The sequence below is a fragment of the Aestuariivirga litoralis genome (assembly GCF_003234965.1).
Classification (GTDB): Bacteria; Pseudomonadota; Alphaproteobacteria; order Rhizobiales; family Aestuariivirgaceae; genus Aestuariivirga; species Aestuariivirga litoralis.
In genome coordinates this window covers 51144-70561 of record NZ_QKVK01000001.1, presented here as the reverse complement: position 1 = coordinate 70561, position 19418 = coordinate 51144, and the positions used below count along the sequence as shown (strand labels likewise).

Genomic DNA, 19418 nt, shown 5'->3' with positions numbered 1-19418 from the left:
ATAATCTGGCACAAGCGGCACCGGGAGAAGGATAACGCGACATGACACTGCTCTACATCGGCAGCCTGCTGTTCGGCGGCAGCCATCTCTTTTCCATCCTGTTCCCGGGCCTTCGTGACAGCTTCCGGGCGCAGCTGGGCGAAAAGGCCTGGAAGGCGCTCTACGGTCTGGTGTCGCTCGTCGGGCTGGTGCTGATGATCATGGGCTTCGCGCGCGCCGAGCCCGACGTGATCTATGCCGGGCTGCCCGGCATGAAGCACCTCACCATGCTGCTGGTGCTCTTCGCCTTCATCCTGATCGGTGCTTCGCATGGCAAGGGCTACCTCAAGAAGTGGCTGCACAACCCGATGTCGCTCGGCATCGTGCTGTGGTCGACAGGCCACCTGCTGGTCAACGGCCAGCGCGCCGACATCTGGCTGTTCGGCACCTTCCTCGTCGTCGGCCTCGCCGACATCATCATGTCGGAGATCCGCGGCAAGCGGCCGGACTATATTCCGCGCGTGCGTTCCGACATCCTGGCCGTCGTCATCGGCATCGTGCTCTATGCCGTGTTCCTGTTCGGCTTCCATCCCTATGTTCTCGGAATTCCGGTGGTCTGATGCTGCTTCTTGCCTTTGGCGTGTTGTTCACCGCCGTCCTGCATCTCGTCGCCGCCGTTCCTTCGCTCAAGGCCCGCTTCAAGCAGCGGGTGGGCGAGAAGGCCTATGGCCCGGTCTTCGGCATCGCCTCGCTCATCGGCATCGGGCTCATCGTGCTCGGCTGGCGGGCCTCCGATTTCGTTTTCGTCTATGATCCGCCGGCGTGGGGCAGGCATGCCAATTACCTGCTCACGCTGGTCGCCTTCATCTTCCTCGGCATCTTCCTGTTCCGCGGGTCGTGGCGCCAGACGGTGCGTTTCCCCATGGCCTTCGCGGCGATCTTCTGGGCCACCGGGCACCTGCTCGCCAATGGCGATCTGGCCAGCATCATCCTGTTCGGCGGCTTCCTCGTCTATGCGGTGCTCCACATCATCATCGGCACGGCAAATGGCGTGAGGCCGTCGCCCGTCGTGCGTGAAGGCCATAACCTGCTCTCGGTGCTGGGCGGCATCGCGCTCTATGGCATCATGACCCAGCTCCACATGGCGCTGATCGGCGTGCCCGTCTTCCAGCTCAGCTGATGCTTGCCGGGTTGACGCAAGGGGACTAGGCTCGGCCCCATGTCGCAGCACGTCACATCGAAACGCCTCACCGCGCCGGACATCACCGCCCGCAAGGGCAAGGATCCCATCGTCTCGCTCACCTCCTACCACGCCCACACGGCGGCGATTGCCGACAAGTATGTGGACTTCCTGCTGGTGGGCGACTCGCTCGGCATGGTGATGCACGGCTTCGAGTCGACGCTGCCGGTGCCGCTGGAACTGATGATCCTGCATGGCCGTGCGGTGATGCGCGGAGCCAAGCACGCCCTCGTCGTCGTCGACATGCCCTTCGGGTCGTACGAGGAAAGCCCGCAGCAGGCCTTCCGCAATGCGGCGCTGGTGATGAAGGAAACCCAGTGCGGCGCCATCAAGCTGGAAGGCGGCAAGCGCATGGCGGAGACCATCCGCTTCCTCTCCGAGCGCGGCATTCCGGTGATGGCGCACATCGGGTTGACGCCGCAGTCGATCAACATCCTCGGCGGCTTCAAGACGCAAGGTCGCACCCAGGCGCAATGGGCGATCATCGAGGAGGATGCACAGGCCGTCACCGAGGCCGGCGCCTTCGCCGTGGTGCTCGAGGCGATTGCCGAGCCGCTCGCCGCGAAGATCACCAGGACGATCCCCATCCCGACCATCGGCATCGGCGCCTCGCCCGCCTGCGATGGCCAGATCCTCGTGATGGAGGACATGCTGGGGCTCTCCCCGCGCGTGCCGAAATTCGTCAAGGAATTCGGCAAGGTCGGGGCCGCCATCGAAGGCGCCATCCGGATGTATGCCGAGGACGTGCGGAGCCGTGCCTTTCCCGCCCCCGAGAATACCTACGAGATGAAGGACTAGCCGCTGCCATCATCTTGCCGCCTCTTGCGGGCACGAGGGTCTTCCAAACGAAGGATGACGATGGTGATCACGCGGCGGCATTTCCTTGGAGGCACGCTGGCCCTGGCCGGCATGAGTGCTGCGGCCCGCGCCCAGCAGCTCACCGCCGATGGCTTCATCGAACTCCATGCGCAGAAAGTGACGCTCGGCCTGCTCGAGGCGGGGGCGGGCAAGACGGAAGCCTGGCTGCTTGGCCCCGGGCCCGGCCCCGCCATCATCCGCGCCCGGCAGGGCGAGCCCCTCAAGCTCCGCCTCATCAACGATCTCGACAGGGAGATCTGGCTGCATTTCTTCGGGGTGCGCGGGCCGACCGAGCTGATGACCATCAACGTGCCGCCGGGGGCCGACCACGCGGTCGACTGCGTCTTCACCCCGCCCGATGCCGGCACCTTCTGGCTCGCCCCCATGTCGGACCAGTCGCGCCTGCGCGACATGGGGCTCGGCGCCGTGCTGGTGGTGGAGGAGGCCCAGCCCATCCCCGGCCTCGCCGATCTTGTCCTCGTGCTCGATGACTGGAAGCTCGACGATACCGGCGCCGTCGAAGGCAATTTCGGTGATGTCGAGGCCATGGTGGGCGAGGGGCGGCTGGGCAACTGGTTCACCATCAACAATCGTTTCCGCCCGAAGCTGGATCTCGCCAGGGACAGCTTCACGCGGCTGCGCGTCCTCAATGCCGCCAATGTCCGCACCATGTACCTGCTGTTCAAGGGCCAGAACCCGCTGCTCATCGCGCGCGACGGCCAGCCGGTGAGGCCGGAGATGCTGAATGGCAAGTCGATTGCGCTGGCCCCGGGCGAGCGCGCCGACCTGCTCGTCAGCGCCAGTGAGGGCGATATCGGCCTGGCGCTGGACCTGTTCGAGGACGTGGCCGAGATCGGCTGGCTCATCGCGCCCGGTGGCAGCATCGACCCGCCGGCCATTGCCGACAATTTCGCCCTGCCAGCCAACCCGGTGCCGCCGCTTGCCGCGCCCGACAAGATGAAGGGTGTCACCCTCACGCTCGAGGGCGGCATCAAGGGCGGCCTCGCCAGGGCCATCCTGAACGGTGAGGAGCGCGATCTCCGCACCCTGCTCGAGAATGGCAAGGGCTGGGCCATCAATGGCGTGGCCGGGCCTGCTGCGGAGCCGATGTTCACGGCGAAGAAAGGCGAGACCATCCGCCTCGACATCGTCAACCGGACGGCGTTCGCCCAGCCCATTCACATCCACGGCCATGCCTGGCAGGTGCTTGGCGGCGAGCCGCCCGGGCCTTTCCTCGATACGGTGGTGGTCCCCGCCGGGCAGACCGTCAGCCTCGCCTTCACCGCCGACAATCCCGGACTGTGGGCTTTGCACTCCCTGGTGGCGGAGCGCGCCGACGGCGGGCTGATCGGCACCTTCACGGTTGCGGAATGAGCCCGGCTTAACCTGCCGTTAACTGCGGCCCGCCAGCATTCGTCCGGGCAATAGGAGTCTGGGTGGGATCATGCTCTTCGAGGTTCTGGGCTTTCTCTTCGGCGTGGCCGGCGTCGGCGCGGCCTTCTGGGGACTTTACCAGCGTGACAGCAGCCGCGTCGTGGAGGGCGTCTACGGGGTGCGCCGCGGGCGCCAGCGCGCCTGAATTGCCTTGATCTTGCCTTGGGGCTGATCTACGCCGCTTCTCAATCCCTTGGCTGATATGAGGAGCCACGCTTTGAGCGACGAATCCCTGTTTCGCGAGGTGGACGAAGAAGTCCGCCAGGAACAGTACAAGAAACTGTGGGCCCGCTATGGCAACTTCGTCATCGGCGTGGGCATTCTCGTCATTCTCGGTGTCGCCGGCATGGAAGGCTGGAAGTATTTCCAGCTGAAGCAGTCGGAAACCGCGGGCGACAGCTTCTTCGCTGCCGCCGAACTTGCCACCGGCGGCAAGGCGGCAGACGCCGTCAAGCAGTTCGAGGCCATCGACAAGACCGGCTTTGCCGATCTCGGCCGGCTGCGCGCCGCGGCCGAACTCGCCACCGAGGGGAAGCTCGACGAGGCGGTGAAGCTCTATGACGCGATCGCCGCCGATGCCAAGGTGGACCCGACGCTGCGCGACGTGGCCCGCATCCGCGCCGCTGCCGCGCTGGCCGATACGGCCGCCTTCGCCGACATCGAGGGGCGGCTGAAGGACTTCACCGCCGCGACCAGCCCGTGGCGCCACATGGCGCGCGAGATCATGGCCTCGGTGCAGTATCGCCTGAAGGACTATGCCGGCGCCGACAAGCAGGTGCAGGCCATGCTCGCCGATCCTGAAACGCCCGCCACGCTGCGCCAGCGCGCCAACATGATGGCGCAGCTCATCCAGCCCATGGTGACCGCGCAATGAGGCTTCCCGCCCGGCTGCTGCTGGCCGCAGGCATCATGACGCTGCTGACCGGCTGCAGCTACATCGACACCTTCACCGGCCAGACCAACAACAAGGTGCTGCCCGGCGCGCGCGAGGATGCCATTCCCGGCCGTTCGAGCTTCCCCGACAAGCCCGATCCGCAGGTCGGCACCGCGTCGCAGCCGGCCAGCGCCGGCGCGGGCTGCGCCGAGAATGATCCGGGCTGCAAGCCGCCGTCCTCCACAAGCGAAACCTTCAAAGATCCGCAATGACAGCAACCGTCGCCATCATGGGGCGGCCGAATGTCGGCAAGTCGACCCTGTTCAACAGGCTCGTCGGCCGCAAGATCGCCCTCGTCGACGACCAGCCCGGCGTCACGCGTGACCGCCGCGAAGGCGAGGCGAGGCTCGGCGACCTGCGCTTCCGCGTCTTCGACACGGCCGGCCTCGACGATATCAAGGGCGACAGCCTGGAAGCCCGCATGAGCGCCCAGGCGGAGACCGCCGTCGACGACTCCGACGTCGTGCTCTTCGTCTATGACGCGCGCGCCGGTGTCACGCCCACCGACCGCGAATTCGCCGGCCGCGTGCGCCGCCGCGGCAAGCCCGTCATCCTCGTTGCCAACAAGGCCGAGGGCAGGGGCCATGAGGGCGCATTGCTCGAGGCTTTCGAGCTGGGCTTCGGCGAGCCGCTGGCGATTTCCGCCGAGCACGGCGAGGGCCTGGACCAGCTCTATGACGCCATCCTTCCGTATACGGAGGAAAAGGCAGGCGACATGGAAGGCGAGGACCGCGGCGACGGCCCGCTGCGGCTGGCCATCATCGGCCAGCCCAATGCCGGCAAGTCCACCCTCGTCAACACCATCCTGGGCGAGGATCGCATGCTCACCGGCCCCGAGGCCGGCATCACGCGCGATGCGATCTCCTCCGAGTTCGAGTGGCGCGGCCAGAAGATCAAGCTGTGGGACACTGCGGGCATCCGGCGGAAGTCGCGCGTCGTCGGCAAGATCGAGAAGCTCGCGGTGTCGGACGCGCTGCGCGCCATCCGCTTCGCCGAATGCGTGGTGGTGCTGATCGACGCCTCGCTGCCCATCGAGCGGCAGGACCTTTCGCTCTGCGACCTGGTGGCGGGCGAAGGCCGCGCCATCGTGCTGGCGCTGTCCAAGTGGGACCTCGTCGAGGAGAAGCAGAAGAAGCTGAAGGAAGTGCAGAGCGACCTCGAGGACGTGCTGCCGGAAATCCGCGGCGTGCCCGTCGTCACCATCTCCTCCAAGCAGGAGAAGGGAATCGACAAGCTGCTCGAGAACGTGATGAAGGCGATGGAGCGCTGGAACAGCCGCATCACCACCGGCCAGGTCAACCGCTGGCTCGAAGGCGCCATCGAGCGCAACCCGCCACCCGCGCCGTCGGGCCGCCGCATCAAGATCCGCTACGCCACCCAGGCCAGCGCCCGGCCGCCGACCTTCGCCATCTTCGGCAACCAGCTCTCGAAGCTGCCGGACAGCTACATCCGCTATCTGATGAACGGGCTGCGCGAGAGCTTCGACCTCAAGGGCGTGCCCATCCGCTTCAGCCTGCGCGGCGGCCGCAATCCCTTCGACAAGGATCGCTAGCCGGAACGCGGGACATCCCGGCGCAAGCCGGGATGCCCAAGTCTCACCGCACCTGCTGAACCGAGGTGGCGATCAGGAATAGACATCCTGCATCAGCGAGGTGAACCACTTGCCCATCGAGGAGAAATTGTCTTTCGACGGACGTCCCGGTGACTCGATGTTGGTGCTCACCCGCAGCATCCGGCTGACGTTGTCGGTTGGGTCGACGCCATAGCGGAAGGTGGCGGTGAGCCATGACGCCATGGCGCCATACTGGCTGTTGAGGTTGGTGGTCACCGGCGTGAAGCAGGCGGAGTTGGTCACCGGGGCATCATAGAGTGCCACGTTGCTGAGTTCGCGCAGGATCGCATCGGCGCAGACCTTGGCCTGCTGGTTGCCGATGTGGCCGGCCTTCGGCTGGTTCGCCGACTTGATCGAGTCGCCGATCACATAGACCTTGGGAACCAGCGACTTGTAGCTGCGCTCGTCCACCACGGCCCAGCGGCCGTCGGCGTCAAGGCCCGCCGGGCCCAGCACGCTGCGCGTGAGGTCGGCTGCCTGCATCTTGGGGATGACGTTCGCCACCTCCACCTTCACCGCCGTGGGGCTGGCGAGGGCATTGACCGTGTTGAGTGGCGTGGCGCTGTTCGGCACCAGTGACAGGGTCTTGAACTTCGTCGTGCCGGCGAGCGAGCCGGTCACCGCCGTCAGCCTGGCGTTCTGCACATAGACGAGGTTCTTGTGGATGTTGGCAAAGGCATAGCCGAAATTGTTGGGCTCCACCGGCGGCCGGCCATCGGCGGTCTGGCCCGGGTCGATGAGATAGATCTTCGAACCCGGCTTCTTTACCCGCAGCCAGTCGGCGAGAACGCAGGCGCGTTCGTAAGGCCCGGGGGGGCAGCGGTAGGGGGAGACGGGAATGGTCACCGCCACGTGGTTGCCCGCCGTCATGTTGACGAGCTGGTTGCGCAGCAGCGTCGTCTGGGTGCCCGCCTGCCAGGCATGCGGGATGGCTTCCCAGGGGTTGGCATAGACGGTCGACGGAACGTTCAGCGTGAAGGTGGATGGGTCGAAACTGATGCCGGTGGCGAGGATGAGCCGGTTGAACGGCGTGGCATTGAGCAGGATGTCGCTGCCGGTGTTGTTCAGCTTGCCATAGACCCAGCCATTGGCCGTATCGACGGAGGAGACCGTCGCCTTGATGAAGTTGATGCCATACTTGGTCTTCAGGCTGGCATAGGTGTAGGTGAGGTTGGCGATGGTTTTCTCGCCCGTCAGCACCATGTTGCTCATGATGTTGGAGACATACTGGTCGCTCTTGTCGATGATCGTCACGCTGACAAGGGCATCGAGGGCGAGCTTCCTGGCCCAGACGCGCAGGTACTTCGCCGCGGTGGCGCCCGCCATGCCGCCGCCGATGACCACGACGTTGAGCGGGGTCGCGGCGCTGGCGCCCGACACCGGAAGGATGAACTGGCCGGCGGCACCGGCGGTGAGATACTTGACGAATTCGCGCCTAAGCATGTGAGGCTCCTTGATCCGGTGATGGGTTAGCGCTGGGACAGGTACCAGGCGATGTCCTGCATTTCCTTGTCGGTGTAGGGCATGGCGTGCACGGCCATGAGACATTCCTTCGGATCATTCTCGGTGCAGGTTTTCGTGGTGGCGTTGAACTTCTGCTTGAACTCGCGCAGTTCGCCGTAGATCTCGCTGTAAGACTCGCCCACCAGGCTGTCGTAGCCGCCGGTCTTGGGCAGGACGTTGGTGGAGTGGCACTGCGTGCAGTTCGAGGCCAGCAGGCGGCCGTTGTTGAGGTCATAGGCCCCGGCATCGGTTGCCAGCAGCACGCCGGCAAGCGCCAGGCAGCATGCGAGGAGTCTGCTCTTGGTCATGATCTGTCTTCCCTCCCATCGGTGAACCGCGCGACGGACGCGTCCGCCGGCTCTACTGACAGGAAGCACCGCCGATGAAGTCGTGTGCTTGATCTATGTCAAAAAAATGCAGCCGATGTAAATAAAAGTGAATGACTTCTGTAAGTTATATAGGGCGCACTATAGCATTGTTTATAGTTTCGAGGCCTTCAGGCGGGCAATGCTTCATTAAGCAATTTTAAGGCGTGTATTGATTGGGGCCTGGGCAGGCCGGCGGCGGCTTCGCAGGTCAGAACTTCACCGTCACATCGCCAAGGTGCTCGAAGCGGACCTCGATGTCGTCGCCCAGTGCGGCGGAGAAGAATTCGGTGATCACGCCTGTGGTGATGATGTCGCCTTCCTTCAGCCCCAGGCCGTGACCATTGAGGTGATTGGCCAGCCAGGTGAGCGCCAGGTCGCCACCGCCCAGCGCATTGGCGCCCACGCCGCCCTGCATCTCGCGGCCGTTCCACCACACCTGCCCGCGCAGCGAGGCGTAGTCGGCGCGTGACAGCGGCTTCCGCGCCTCGCCCAGCACGATCCCCTCGTTCAAGCCGCCGTCGACGATGAACCACGGCACCTCGTCGCCGAAGCCCCGCGGCGTGCGCGGGTTGACGACCTCGATCGCGACGCAGACATGCGCCACCGCCGTCATCACTTCGTCCACGGTGTAGTCGCGGCCGCGCGGGGGCAGGGGGCTTTCCATGGTGAAGCACACCTCGGGCTCCACCACGCGCTTGTTCTCCGCGATGGTGGGAAAGGCCTCGCCCGAGCGATAGACGCGGTTGGCGAAGATCGTGCCGGGGAAGGGGCCCTTGGCGTTGAGTGCCTTCTGCGCGCGCTCGGACGTGCAGCCGATCTTCCAGCCGGCCTGCTCCCAGCCAAGCTCCGTGGTGACGGCGCATTGCAGGCGGAAGGCGCGGGCGAGGTCGGGGGCGGCATCCTCCGGCAGGCGGCTCAGCGGCGACTGTGACTTGCGGGCGGCGGCGAAGGCCGCGATCACCTGGTTGTCGCTCATCGGGGCACCTTTCTCAGAATTGCTTGAACAGTCCTTCGGGCGCGTATTTCCACACCCCGCCATTGTCGCTGAAGGAGGCCTCGCACATCGGCACGATCTGGGCCGCCACCTCGTCGGGGTGGGGAAGCGTCATCGGGTCTTCGCCGGGCATGGCCCTGGCGCGCATGTCGGTGCGCGTGGCGCCGGGGCTGAAGCAGTTGGCGCGCACCGCCGTGGTGGCGTTCTCCGCCGCATAGGTCTTCACCATCGCTTCGAGCGCGGCCTTGGAAATCGAATAGGGGCCCCAATAGGCCCAGCACTTGTGGGCAAGCCCGGAGGTGACGAAGACCGCGCGGCCCGCATCCGACTGGCGCAGCAGCGGATCCATGGAGCGGATGAGACGGTAATTGGCGGTGACGTTCACCGCCATCACCTCGTCCCACATCTTGGGGTCGGCATGGGCCACGGGCGTCAGCTTGCCCAGCACGCCGGCATTGCCGACCAGGATGTCGAGCTTCTTCCAGCGGTCGAAGATGGCGGCCCCCAGCCGGTCGATGGCGGGGAAGTCCTTGATGTCGACCGGCACCAGCGTGGCGGAGCCGCCGACCTTCTTGATCTCGTCGTCGAGTTCGGTGAGGCCGCCCTCGGTGCGCGCCGTGGCGATGATGTGGGCGCCTTCCCTGGCCAGCGCGATGGCGGCGGAGGCGCCAAGCCCGCGCGATGCGCCCGTCACCAGGGCGACGCGCCCTTCAAGCCGTCGTGTCATTCGTGTTCAGCCCGCTTCCGCCAGCAGCGAGAGCTGCTGCTTCTTGGTTTCACCCACGAGGTCGGTGAGGTGGGTGGGATAATCGCCGGTGAAGCAGTGATCGGTGAACTGCGGCCGGGCATTGTCGCGGCCCTCGTAGCCCACCGACCGGTAGACGCCATCGACCGACAGGAAGGCCAGCGAGTCGACGCCGATATACTGGCGCATCTCTTCCAGCGTGTGGGTGGCGGCGAGCAGCGACTTCTGCTCCGGCGTGTCGATGCCGTAGAAATCCGGGTGCTTGATGGGCGGGCTCGAGATGCGCATGTGCACCTCCTTCGCCCCGGCCTCATACATCATCCGCACGATCTTGACGGACGTGGTGCCGCGCACGATCGAATCGTCGACCAGCACCACGCGCTTGCCCTGGACGACGGCGCGGTTGGCATTGTGCTTCAGCTTCACGCCCAGCGAGCGGATCGTTTGCGTGGGCTCGATGAAGGTGCGGCCCACATAATGGTTGCGGATGATGCCGAGCTCGAAGGGAATGCCCGTTTCCTGCGCGAAGCCCAGCGCCGCGGGAACGCCCGAGTCGGGGATCGGCACGATCACGTCCGCCGCCACGGCGGATTCCCGCGCCAGCTCGCGGCCCATCGCCTTGCGCACTTCATAGATCGAGCGGCCGCCCAGCATGGAGTCGGGGCGCGAGAAGTAGATGTATTCGAAGATGCAGGGGCGCGCCGGCGTCTTGGGGAAGGGGCGGAGGCTCTCGATCCCGTCATCCGAGATCACAACGACTTCGCCGTTCTCGATCTCGCGGATGTACTTGGCGCCGATGATGTCCAGTGCGCAGGTTTCCGAGCACAGGATATAGGCGCCGTTCAGCTCGCCGAGGATCAGCGGGCGGATTCCGTTGGGGTCGCGCGCGCCGATCAGCTTCTTGTTGGTCAGCGCCACCAGGGCATAGGCACCTTCCAGCGAGCGCAGCGCGTCGATGTAGCGTTCCACGATGCGGCTCTTCTGCGAGCGTGCCACGAGGTGGAGGATCACCTCGGTGTCGGAGGTCGACTGGCAGATGGCACCCTGCGAGATCAGCTCGCGGCGCAGCGTCAGGCCATTGGTGAGGTTGCCGTTGTGGGCGACGGCGAAGCCGCCGGCGGCGAGCTCGGCGAACAGCGGCTGCACGTTGCGCAGGATGGTCTCGCCGGTCGTCGAATAGCGCACATGGCCCAGTGCCGAGGAGCCCTGCAGGCGGTTGATCACCTTCTCGGAGGAGAAGTGGTCGCCGACGAGCCCCAGGCGGCGCTCGGTCTGGAAGCGCTCGCCGTCGAAGGAGACGATTCCCGCTGCTTCCTGGCCGCGGTGCTGCAGCGCATGCAGGCCGAGGGCCGTGAGGGCCGCGGCGTCCGGGTGGCCATAGATGCCGAACACGCCGCACTCCTCGCGCAGGCGGTCGGCGTTCAGTTCGAAGTCGAGGTCCATGCTCATTGGCCCGTCTCCTGTCCGGCGGCTGGCTGCTGGTCGTTGCCGCCGGTGCTCTGCATCAGGTTGTCCAGCTGCTGGCTGTCGTTGGTCTTGTAGCCCGGGTCGGTCTGCCCGGCCTCGGGTTCCGCCGACGTCTTCTCGCCGCCGGTGGCGAGAGCCGTGTTGTTCAGCGTATCCGCGATGTCGGGCGGCATGAAGGACAGGAGACCTTCGCCGGCCGACTTGATCATCGGCAGCGAATAGGCGTTCCGGACCCACGTCTCCTGCTTGTCGAAGGGCAGGAGCCAGCCATAGAACAGATAGGCGATGGCGACGAGAATAAAACCCCTGACCACGCCGAAAATGAAGCCCAGCGTGCGGTCGAAGGAGCCGGCGGCCGAATCGACCACCCAGTCCGAGATCTTCACGCTGATGATCGACACGATGATCAGCACGATCAGGAACGCCGTGGCGCCCACCGCGATCTGGGCCAGGATGTCCTTTTCGAGGTAGGGCACGTTGGCCTTGGCCCAGGTGACGAGGGCCGGCTGCTTGATGGCGAAATAGGCGGCGACCGCCGCGGCACCCCATGCAACCAGCGACAACACTTCGCGGGTGAAGCCGCGCATCAGCGCCAGGAGGCCGGAAACGAGCATGATGGCGAGGAGAATGAAATCGAGAAGTGTCAGCGGCATCTCGTGGTCCTGAAGGGGTGCGGCGACCCGGTTTCGGGGTCCTTATAGAAAGGATTCCGCTCCGAGCCTAGGCGATTCTCCGCTGTCCCCGGTCCTGGGCGGCAGACCATGCAACGAGGTCCATGATGGTCTCGAGGCCCTTCACCTTCAGGCCCCTGGCGCCCGGCTGTTCCGCCGTGGCGGCAACGATGGCCTCCTTGAGGCCAAGCTTCTGGGCCTCCTTCAGGCGGGCCTCGGTCTGGCCCACCGGGCGGATGGCGCCGGACAGCGCGATCTCGCCGAACACCGCCGTGCCGGGCGGGATCACCGTGCCGGTGAGCGAGGAGAGCAGCGCTGCCGCAACGGCGAGGTCGGCTGCGGGCTCGCGCACCTTCAGCCCGCCGGCGACGTTCAGGTAGACGTCGTTCTGCCCGATCTGCACCCCGGCGCGGGCTTCCAGCACGGCCAGGATCATGGCCAGCCGGTTCGAATCCCAGCCCACGGTGGTACGCCGCGGCGTGCCGAGGGGAGAGGGCGAGACCAGCGCCTGCACCTCGATCAGCAGGGGCCTCGTGCCTTCCATGCCGGCGAAGACCGCCGTACCGGGCGTCGGCCGCTCGTCCGAGCCCATGAACAGGCGCGAGGGATTGGTGACCTCGGCCAAGCCGCCGTCCGACATCTCGAAAACGCCGATCTCGTCGGTCGGCCCGAAGCGATTCTTGACGGCGCGCAGGATGCGGTACTGGTGGCCGCGGTCGCCCTCGAAATAGAGCACCGCATCGACCATGTGTTCCACCACCTTGGGGCCGGCGATCTGGCCGTCCTTGGTGACGTGGCCGACCAGCAGCACGGCCGTGCCCTTCTGCTTGGCGAAGCGGATCAGCGCCTCCGAACCCGCCTTCAGCTGTGAAACCGTGCCGGGGGCCGCCTCGATCGAGGGCGCCCACAGGGTCTGGATCGAATCGATCACCGCGATGGCGGGCGGCTTGTCCTCGGACAGCGTGGCCACGATGTCGGAAACGTTGGTTTCGGTGGCCAGCAGCACCGCCGCATCGTCGAGCCCAAGGCGCTGGGCGCGCAGCCGCACCTGGGCAATCGCCTCCTCGCCGGAGATATAGACCACGCGCTCGCCCTTGCGTGCCAGGGCGGCCATGGCCTGCAGCAGCAGGGTGGACTTGCCGATGCCGGGGTCGCCGCCGATCAGCACGCCGGAGCCGGGAACGAAGCCGCCGCCCGCCACCCGATCGAGCTCGGTGATGCCGGTGACGATGCGTGGCGGTGCGGGCGATTCGCCGCGCAGGCCCACCAGCCGCGTGGCCCGCCCCTTGGGCAGGCTGGCACCCCTGGAGCCCGACAGCGGTGCCGCGGCCTGTTCCTCCACCATGGAGTTCCACTCGCCGCAATTGTCGCAGCGGCCGGACCACTTGGTGGAGGTCGAGCCGCAGCTCTGGCAGACGAAATGAGAAGATTTGGCCATGCCCCTGTGTACCGGAACATTCATGGAACGGAAAGGGGCAAGTTGCACGGCATGCTGCTGGCCCATGCTGTTGGCCTATGCTGCCGGATGGCATCACGCAGGCAGCGGTCCCGAAGGGGTGGGGCACCTCCGGGACCGGCCGGGAACCGCGCACTTGGGGATGCTGCGAGGCAAACAATACTTCCTCGGGCGTCCCCCGGCAGGCACGTCCTGCAAGGGGCCGGGGCAGGCGGACCTTGCACACCTCACTCCCGCTGTCGTCGGGGCTTGGGTGATGAACAGAATATTACGCTAGTGAAGGTTGTGAAATCAACTTAAATGTAAGCCGTGCTGACGTAGCGTCAAAGACCGGTGGCCTGGCGGCGTGCGCCGGGCCAGATCCCCAGCACCAGGGCGCAGCCGGCGATGATCACCGTGCCGCCTGCCACCTGCGCCCAGGACAGGCGCTCGCCCAGCAGCATGGTGCCGGCCGCGACCGCCACCACCGTCACCGCGAACTCGACGCTGATCGCCCGCGTCGGCCCGATGGCCGCCAGCAGCCCGTAGAACAGCACATACATCAGCGCGCTGGTGACGAGGCCGAGGACCAGCAGCCACAGCACGTCCGTCACCCCCGGAACGGTGGGCAGCGGCACGAACAGGATCAGCGGCAGCGTCATCACGCCGCCCCACAGGAACGAACCGATGGTGACGACCCAGGGGTCGGTGGTGCGCAGCCTGGTACTCACATAGAGGCTGCCGCAGGCCGCCGAGAACGAGCCGAGGATCGAGATGGCGCAGGCCAGCAGGAACGCCGGCGTCAGCGGCGCATCGGGAAAGCCCACCAGCAGCACGATCCCCGCGAACCCCATGACAAGCCCGACGATGCTGCGCCCGTTGAGCCTCTCGATCCCCGCGATGCGCCCCACCACCATGGTGAACAGCGGAATGGCGGAGACGATGATGGCCGTCATGGCCGTGCCGATCCGCGGTGCCGCATAGGCGATGCCGGCGAGCTGCATCACCACGGTGGTGAAGCCGGCAATGGCCAGCGGGCGCCAGCCACAGCTGAAATCCAGCCTGCGCCGCATGAGCAGGGCCACGGCCCAGAGGGCGCCTCCGGCCGTCAGCGCCCGCAGGCTCACCGTCCCGGCCCAGCCGAAGGCCTTCACCACATACACCAGAACCATGAAGGACAGGCCCCACACCAGCGCCAGCACGAGATAGGTCACGAGATGGCGCTGGTTCACGGGGATCGGGGTTTCTACGGTTGCAGGGGATGGCAATTTCGCTGCTTATAGGCCGAGGAATTGACTTACGTCATGGGTCCAGCCCCGCGCCTCATGCAGTGCTGGTCACCGGAACATCGCCGCCCTCGTGCAGACCCGGGCGGCGAAGGGCGGAGCGGAGCGCGGGACGGCCTCCGCTCCGCCTGCCGTTTCCGGGGGCGATCTATGCCCCGCGGCCCCGCGTAGAAACCCCAAAGGCAGGGCCCATGGACAAGGCGAAGCGCATGATCCTCATCCTCGCACTCCTCGTCGTGGCGGTTGCCGCGGGCCTCGTGGCGTTCTGGTACGTCCAGACCCGCAACGTGGAAATCGCCCGCTATGCGGTGGTCGAGTCAGATGGCTCCATCGAGATCCGCGACTATCCGGCCCTCACCGTGGCCGAAGTCACCCGCACCGGCAGCCGCGACCAGGCAGTGCGCGCCGGCTTCGGGCCGCTCGCCCGCTACATCTTCGCCAGCGACCGTGCGGGCGACAGGATCGCCATGACGGCACCCGTTACCCAGCAGCAGGGCGGCGAGGCCTGGACCATCCAGTTCATCATGCCATCGGGTTACACGCTGGCGAGCCTGCCGAAGCCTGCGGGTGCGGATGTGCGCCTCAGCGAGGAGCCTCCGGTGCGCCGCGCCGCCATCCGCTTCAGCGGCTGGTGGAACGATGCGCTCTTCGCCGAGAAGAATGCGGCATTGCAGGACTGGCTGAGACGGAAGGGCCTTGCCACGTCCGGCCCGCCGATCTTCGCCTATTACAACGATCCCTTCACGCCCGGCTTCCTGCGCCGCAACGAGATCCTCTACGACCTCGCTCAGAAATAGCCCTGCCGCTTCTTGTCTTCCATGGCCGAGGCGCCGTCCTTGTCGATCATGCGCCCGGCGCGCTCGGAGCCCGAGGCCTGCACCGTCTCGAGGATCACCTCGCGCACATCCTTCGCCGCTGACAGCATGCCCCCTGTCAGCGGATAGCAGCCGCAGGTGCGGAAGCGGACGGGCCGCATTTCCGGCTCCTCGCCGGGGTGAAGCCGCATCCGGTCGTCGTCGACGAGGATGATCTGCCCGTCGCGCGTCACCACCGGCCGTTCGGCCGCGAAGTAAACCGGCGGCAGCGGAATCTCCTCGCGCAGGATGTAGAGCCACACGTCGAGTTCCGTCCAGTTGGAGATGGGGAACACGCGCATCGTCTGGCCGGGTGCCAGGCGCCCATTGTAATTGTCCCACAGCTCCGGCCGCTGGTTCTTCGGGTTCCAGCCATGGCTGGCATCGCGTACCGAGAACACGCGTTCCTTGGCGCGCGACTTCTCCTCATCGCGCCGTGCGCCGCCGATCGCCGCGTCGAAGCCCAGTTCGGTGATCGCCTGCTTCAGCGGCACGGTGCGCATGATCTCGGTGTAAAGGCTCGAGCCGTGGTCGAAGGGGTTGATGTTCTTCTGCACACCCTCCTCGTTGCGATAGACGATCAGCTCCACGCCGTAGTGCTTCACCACCCGGTCGCGGAAGGCGAGGGCATCGCGGAACTCCCAGGTCGAATCGATGTGCAGCAGCGGGAAGGGCGGCTTTCCCGGGTGGAAGGCCTTGGCGCAGAGGTGCAGCAGCGTGGTCGAGTCCTTGCCGATCGAATAGAGCAGCACGGGCTTCCTGAACTGCGCCGCCGTCTCGCGGATGATGTGGATCGCCTCGGCTTCGAGGCGGTCGAGGTGGGACAGTCTCATGGGTTGCACTCCGGGCATTCGGCGGGCGAGGCGGCCTCACGGCCGTCGCTCCGCGGTTGTCGGTTTTCGTGGCTGCACCGCGCGCAGCCCGATACGAGGTTGCGCACGAGTGTGGTCGGCGTGTTGCAATCGGCACAGGGGAGGCCCGCCTCCGAACGGATCACGCCGAAGCCCGGCGTGCCGCAGGCGGGGCAGGGTGTGGCGATGCGATGCACCAGCCTGCGGGCCAGCTTGCCGATCTCGGCCATGCGCGTGGGGTTCACGTGGGCACGCATGTCGGTCTCGAGCCTTGCACCCTCCGGGGCCGCCGCCAGCAGACGCCCGAGTTCGGCATGGCTGTCGATCCCCTTGGTGATCCTGCCGCCGCTGCGCAGCACGAGTGCATGTGATGGAAAGCCCGTACGCGTGAGGAAGCCCGCCACGTCCGCCCCCGGCGTCAGGTCGAGGGCCGCGAAGTTGGTCTTCTCCGACAGGGCTTCCTCCACCACCTCGATGCCCCGCGTGTCATCGATGAAGACCAGCATTTCGCGCCCCGCGGCAAGGAAGGGCATGAAGGGGTGCGGCCCGAAACTTCCCTCGCTGGCGATGCCAAGGGGCAGGCCCGCTGCCGCCATGCCAAGCCGCGCCTTGCTGCGTGCGGCCTCGCGCATCGTGCCCGGGCGCGCGGTCTCGCCGGTGAAAGTGCCCAGCGCATCGGTGTCGATGCCGCACGGCACCTCCACGGCAAGGCCCAGGGCCTTCGCGAAGGCGGGCGCGATGGCGCGTTGCTTGCCGTGCTGCGTGGCGAGTGCCGCGGTGAGGCCGCGATAGCTCATGCCACGTGGCGCGTTTCGGTCAGCTGCTCCCAGCTGCCGCCGGGGCGGTAGCGGGCCGCGACGGCGCCATCCTTCAGCGCAAGGAGGTGCAGCCAGCCATTGTCGAAGAGGGCCGCGACTTGCGGGTGCCTGGCCAGCACCACGCCGATCGCCTCCTGCGGCGCCTCGATCATGACACTCAGGCGCAGGGGTTCGTGCACCAGCTTCGCCCCGTCATGCACCGCCTGCCACGGAAGCCCCGCCCGCAGAGTGCCGCCATTGCCCTGCAGCACGCCGATGCCGCCCACCACGTTGTGAATGAGCTTGTTGCCGCCGCCGAAGACGTCGGGCGCCACCGCCGAGCCATAATACTGCAGGCTGATCCAGCTGGCGACGACGACGGGCGCGGTGATGATCAGTTCCAGCGTCGCGAAACCCTTGTCGGCCTGCCAGTCGTAGCTGTGCAGGAAGCTCCGTCCGCCGAGGTCTGCCCGGGCCGTCACGCGGCGTGGTGCCGCGATGAAGGCCGCGCAGCCGGCGAGGCCCCATTCGGGCCGCACCTCCGCCCAGTTCAGCGCCCGCCGGGTGATGGTGGCCGCGGTGGCGCCGGGCAGCCGCAACGCCCGCTCGGCCCGGGCCATCTCCGCCGCCCTGAGGAGCAGCTGCCGCGGCACAGCGAGGCGCGCCGACTGTGCGGGCCCGAAGCCGTCCTCATAGAGCGTGATCTGGTCCGTCGTCGTATCGTGCAGGCCCGCGACGAAGAGCGTGTCGTCCGGCAGGCTGATGCCATGGGCCGCGAGGCCTGCGCGCGTCTCGGCGTCATTGAGCAGCTGCGCCAGCAGCCTTGCGGAGACCTCGCCCGTATGGCCGCCGCAGGCGCCGCAGTGATAGGCGCTTTCATGCGGGTTGTTGGTCACCTGTGCGCCATGGCCGAGCAGCAGCACCAGCGGCGCGTGGCCGGTGGTGAGGCTCATCGCCTTCAGCACCGCGGCGGCGGTGGCGGCCTTGGCCTCCGCCGTCAGGCCGCCCTCGATGCGGGGCGCGGGCTCGGGCGTTTCCGCCTTGCCGCCGAGGGCGAGGGCATCCTTGACGAGCTTGCCCGCATAGGCTGGCCCCGCCGCCTCGACGAAGGCGAAGGACGAGACCGCCGCCTGCCGGAAGCGCCCCCAGGCCCTGACCGCGCGCGCCGCGATGCGCGCCTCGGTCTCGGACGTTTCACTGCCGTGCCCGGTCGAGGTGAGTGCGGGGTTCAGCAGCACGGGCAGATGCGCCTCCGTCAGCTCGGTGCCATGTGGCCGGTGCCTGACGGGCAGGCCGAAGAAGCCAGCGAAGCCGATGGTCTCGACGCTGGGATCCACCGCCTCCAGCGCGCGGCGGAACACCTCGGAGCGCACGTCGATGCAGAAGGCCGCCTGCAGCGAGGGGCGTTCCTTCGCGGCGTGTGCGTTGACAAGCGCCGCGGCCATCTGGCGTTGCTGCGCGCGTTCGGCCGCCTCCTGCAGGATCGCATCCGCCACGTCGTCGGCCGACGCCATGACGGGCGCGGCATGGGCCTCCGTCACCTGCTGCCAGGTGCCGGCGAGATAGGGCCGGTGCGCCAGCAACGCCTCTTCCCAGATCAGGCGGATGGCCAGGAGGTCGGTCAGCGTCGCGTCGGTCGCCCCCTTCAGCTCCGCCTCCCATAACAGCCAGCGCGCATGCTGCGCCCAGCCGCCGAGGTCGACGAGCAGGCGGTGGAAGGCGGTGCCAGCTGATGCCTCGGTGAGGCCGAGGCTCTGGGCGGCGCGCAGGATGGCGCGCTCCGCCGTGTCGGGCGCTTCCGCCACATGTGAGCAGAAGCCGGTGAGGCCGGCGATCTCAGGCGTCAGGTCATGCACCGCCCAGGCGCGCCAGGCGGCATAGGTGCTCAGCCCCGGTGCGGGCGACCACAGCGCCTGGCCGCGGTCGAAGTGACCGGCCGCCCACAGCCCGATGGCGCGGGCGATGACGCCGGGCCAATCGGTACCGTCGGCCCGCGTGGCAAGCTCCGCCATGGTCGGCAGCGCCTGCGGTGCGGCGCGCTCGACAGCGATCAGCGCCTTGAGCGCGGCGACGTCGCGGGGCTTCAGCGGCGAAGCCGCGGCGGCGAGCGCTGCGGTGAGGTCGGCATCGGTGATCTCGCCGGCGCGCAGCTTCGCGGCATGGTCGCTGCGCGGCAGGTTCACGCGGATGCCGGCGACACGCGCCATCAGCGCTGCCGTCGTCGCGAGGTCCTTGCCGGTCTGGCCGAGGAACGGGTTCACCGCCACCGTGGCGGTGAGCGGAAAGGCCGGCGGGATCGCCCGCGCGGCATCTTCTGCAGCCTTGAGCAGGCTGTTGACCTGGGCTGGTGCGAACTGCGGATGCATCATGAACATCGGTCGTCTCCTGTG

20 protein-coding genes are annotated in these 19418 nt (G+C 67.1%); 9 read left to right on the top strand and 11 right to left on the bottom strand.

The window, feature by feature from the left end; genetic code table 11:
• Nucleotides 1–41: 41 nt before the first annotated feature.
• The 8 genes from DK847_RS00325 to der all read left to right on the top strand — a co-directional run bounded on the left by DK847_RS00325 (nt 42) and on the right by der (nt 5997).
• Nucleotides 42–599 (top strand): NnrU family protein, encoded by a 558-nt coding sequence (locus tag DK847_RS00325; RefSeq protein ID WP_111195637.1) that lies wholly within the window; start codon nt 42–44, stop codon nt 597–599.
• A complete protein-coding gene (locus DK847_RS00320) occupies nt 599–1159 on the top strand; it encodes an NnrU family protein (RefSeq protein WP_111195636.1) in 561 nt (186 codons plus the stop codon). The genes DK847_RS00325 and DK847_RS00320 overlap by 1 nt, the downstream gene beginning before the upstream one ends.
• A gap of 39 nt (nt 1160–1198) precedes the next feature.
• A complete protein-coding gene (gene panB, locus DK847_RS00315; protein WP_111195635.1) occupies nt 1199–2017 on the top strand; it encodes a 3-methyl-2-oxobutanoate hydroxymethyltransferase in 819 nt (272 codons plus the stop codon).
• A 60-nt stretch (nt 2018–2077) separates the two neighbouring features.
• Nucleotides 2078–3451, top strand: coding sequence for a multicopper oxidase family protein (locus tag DK847_RS00310; protein ID WP_161957075.1), 1374 nt, complete (start codon nt 2078–2080; stop codon nt 3449–3451).
• Between the two features lie 70 nt (nt 3452–3521).
• The gene (locus DK847_RS20985; RefSeq protein ID WP_280956355.1) at nt 3522–3656 is read left to right on the top strand and encodes a hypothetical protein; all 135 of its coding nucleotides are present in this window, start codon (nt 3522–3524) and stop codon (nt 3654–3656) included.
• A 72-nt stretch (nt 3657–3728) separates the two neighbouring features.
• Complete coding sequence (locus DK847_RS00305; protein ID WP_161957074.1) at nt 3729–4385, top strand: tetratricopeptide repeat protein; 657 nt, start codon at nt 3729–3731, stop codon at nt 4383–4385.
• Nucleotides 4382–4657, top strand: coding sequence for a hypothetical protein (locus DK847_RS00300; protein ID WP_111195632.1), 276 nt, complete (start codon nt 4382–4384; stop codon nt 4655–4657). Before DK847_RS00305 ends, DK847_RS00300 begins: the two co-directional genes overlap by 4 nt.
• Nucleotides 4654–5997, top strand: coding sequence for a ribosome biogenesis GTPase Der (der, locus tag DK847_RS00295; RefSeq protein WP_111195631.1), 1344 nt, complete (start codon nt 4654–4656; stop codon nt 5995–5997). The genes DK847_RS00300 and der overlap by 4 nt, the downstream gene beginning before the upstream one ends.
• A gap of 72 nt (nt 5998–6069) precedes the next feature.
• Here der and DK847_RS00290 read toward each other — a convergent pair whose 3' ends face one another.
• The 8 genes from DK847_RS00290 to DK847_RS00255 form a co-directional block, all read right to left on the bottom strand.
• Nucleotides 6070–7500, bottom strand: coding sequence for an FAD-dependent oxidoreductase (locus DK847_RS00290; RefSeq protein WP_161957073.1), 1431 nt, complete (start codon nt 7498–7500; stop codon nt 6070–6072).
• A 26-nt stretch (nt 7501–7526) separates the two neighbouring features.
• Nucleotides 7527–7868, bottom strand: a complete 342-nt coding sequence (locus DK847_RS00285; protein WP_111195629.1) for a c-type cytochrome — start codon at nt 7866–7868, stop codon at nt 7527–7529.
• 268 nt (nt 7869–8136) lie between these two features.
• Complete coding sequence (locus DK847_RS00280) at nt 8137–8904, bottom strand: 2-keto-4-pentenoate hydratase (RefSeq protein ID WP_111195628.1); 768 nt, start codon at nt 8902–8904, stop codon at nt 8137–8139.
• Nucleotides 8905–8917: 13 nt separating this feature from the next.
• Entirely contained in the window at nt 8918–9649 is a 732-nt protein-coding gene (locus DK847_RS00275; RefSeq protein WP_111195627.1) for an SDR family NAD(P)-dependent oxidoreductase, read from the bottom strand.
• Nucleotides 9650–9655: 6 nt separating this feature from the next.
• Nucleotides 9656–11116, bottom strand: coding sequence for an amidophosphoribosyltransferase (gene purF, locus DK847_RS00270; protein ID WP_111195626.1), 1461 nt, complete (start codon nt 11114–11116; stop codon nt 9656–9658).
• Complete coding sequence (locus DK847_RS00265; protein ID WP_111195625.1) at nt 11113–11787, bottom strand: CvpA family protein; 675 nt, start codon at nt 11785–11787, stop codon at nt 11113–11115. The genes purF and DK847_RS00265 overlap by 4 nt, the downstream gene beginning before the upstream one ends.
• 67 nt (nt 11788–11854) lie before the next feature.
• Nucleotides 11855–13243 (bottom strand): DNA repair protein RadA, encoded by a 1389-nt coding sequence (gene radA / locus DK847_RS00260; RefSeq protein WP_111195624.1) that lies wholly within the window; start codon nt 13241–13243, stop codon nt 11855–11857.
• 341 nt (nt 13244–13584) lie between these two features.
• Complete coding sequence (locus tag DK847_RS00255; protein ID WP_111195623.1) at nt 13585–14472, bottom strand: DMT family transporter; 888 nt, start codon at nt 14470–14472, stop codon at nt 13585–13587.
• Nucleotides 14473–14717: 245 nt separating this feature from the next.
• On the opposite strand from DK847_RS00255, the gene DK847_RS00250 reads away from it, so the two are divergent.
• Complete coding sequence (locus DK847_RS00250) at nt 14718–15323, top strand: SOUL family heme-binding protein (RefSeq protein WP_111195622.1); 606 nt, start codon at nt 14718–14720, stop codon at nt 15321–15323.
• On the opposite strand, the gene cysD is transcribed toward DK847_RS00250, so the two are convergent.
• Genes cysD through DK847_RS00235 form a run of 3 tightly spaced genes read right to left on the bottom strand, consistent with a single transcriptional unit; the run spans nt 15314 to nt 19403 of the window.
• A complete protein-coding gene (gene cysD, locus DK847_RS00245) occupies nt 15314–16231 on the bottom strand; it encodes a sulfate adenylyltransferase subunit CysD (protein WP_111195621.1) in 918 nt (305 codons plus the stop codon). The two genes, DK847_RS00250 and cysD, sit on opposite strands and share 10 nt — an antisense overlap.
• Nucleotides 16210–17028 carry a DUF6671 family protein gene (locus tag DK847_RS00240; RefSeq protein ID WP_111195620.1) on the bottom strand — a complete coding sequence of 273 codons (819 nt, stop codon included), beginning with the start codon at nt 17026–17028 and terminating at the stop codon, nt 16210–16212. The genes cysD and DK847_RS00240 overlap by 22 nt, the downstream gene beginning before the upstream one ends.
• Nucleotides 17025–19403 (bottom strand): YbcC family protein, encoded by a 2379-nt coding sequence (locus DK847_RS00235; RefSeq protein WP_111195619.1) that lies wholly within the window; start codon nt 19401–19403, stop codon nt 17025–17027. Before DK847_RS00235 ends, DK847_RS00240 begins: the two co-directional genes overlap by 4 nt.
• Between the last annotated feature and the right edge of the window lie 15 nt (nt 19404–19418).

What these genes read in the sequence shown, in the direction of transcription:
- DK847_RS00325 (WP_111195637.1), top strand. Translation starts at nt 42, where the DNA reads ATGACACTGCTCTACATCGGCAGCCTGCTGTTCGGCGGCAGCCATCTC.
- DK847_RS00320 (WP_111195636.1), top strand. Translation starts at nt 599, where the DNA reads ATGCTGCTTCTTGCCTTTGGCGTGTTGTTCACCGCCGTCCTGCATCTC.
- panB (WP_111195635.1), top strand. Translation starts at nt 1,199, where the DNA reads ATGTCGCAGCACGTCACATCGAAACGCCTCACCGCGCCGGACATCACC.
- DK847_RS00310 (WP_161957075.1), top strand. Translation starts at nt 2,078, where the DNA reads ATGGTGATCACGCGGCGGCATTTCCTTGGAGGCACGCTGGCCCTGGCC.
- DK847_RS20985 (WP_280956355.1), top strand. Translation starts at nt 3,522, where the DNA reads ATGCTCTTCGAGGTTCTGGGCTTTCTCTTCGGCGTGGCCGGCGTCGGC.
- DK847_RS00300 (WP_111195632.1), top strand. Translation starts at nt 4,382, where the DNA reads ATGAGGCTTCCCGCCCGGCTGCTGCTGGCCGCAGGCATCATGACGCTG.
- der (WP_111195631.1), top strand. Translation starts at nt 4,654, where the DNA reads ATGACAGCAACCGTCGCCATCATGGGGCGGCCGAATGTCGGCAAGTCG.
- DK847_RS00290 (WP_161957073.1), bottom strand. Translation starts at nt 7,500, where the DNA reads ATGCTTAGGCGCGAATTCGTCAAGTATCTCACCGCCGGTGCCGCCGGC.
- DK847_RS00285 (WP_111195629.1), bottom strand. Translation starts at nt 7,868, where the DNA reads ATGACCAAGAGCAGACTCCTCGCATGCTGCCTGGCGCTTGCCGGCGTG.
- DK847_RS00280 (WP_111195628.1), bottom strand. Translation starts at nt 8,904, where the DNA reads ATGAGCGACAACCAGGTGATCGCGGCCTTCGCCGCCGCCCGCAAGTCA.
- DK847_RS00275 (WP_111195627.1), bottom strand. Translation starts at nt 9,649, where the DNA reads ATGACACGACGGCTTGAAGGGCGCGTCGCCCTGGTGACGGGCGCATCG.
- purF (WP_111195626.1), bottom strand. Translation starts at nt 11,116, where the DNA reads ATGAGCATGGACCTCGACTTCGAACTGAACGCCGACCGCCTGCGCGAG.
- DK847_RS00265 (WP_111195625.1), bottom strand. Translation starts at nt 11,787, where the DNA reads ATGCCGCTGACACTTCTCGATTTCATTCTCCTCGCCATCATGCTCGTT.
- radA (WP_111195624.1), bottom strand. Translation starts at nt 13,243, where the DNA reads ATGGCCAAATCTTCTCATTTCGTCTGCCAGAGCTGCGGCTCGACCTCC.
- DK847_RS00250 (WP_111195622.1), top strand. Translation starts at nt 14,718, where the DNA reads ATGGACAAGGCGAAGCGCATGATCCTCATCCTCGCACTCCTCGTCGTG.
- cysD (WP_111195621.1), bottom strand. Translation starts at nt 16,231, where the DNA reads ATGCCCGGAGTGCAACCCATGAGACTGTCCCACCTCGACCGCCTCGAA.
- DK847_RS00240 (WP_111195620.1), bottom strand. Translation starts at nt 17,028, where the DNA reads ATGAGCTATCGCGGCCTCACCGCGGCACTCGCCACGCAGCACGGCAAG.
- DK847_RS00235 (WP_111195619.1), bottom strand. Translation starts at nt 19,403, where the DNA reads ATGTTCATGATGCATCCGCAGTTCGCACCAGCCCAGGTCAACAGCCTG.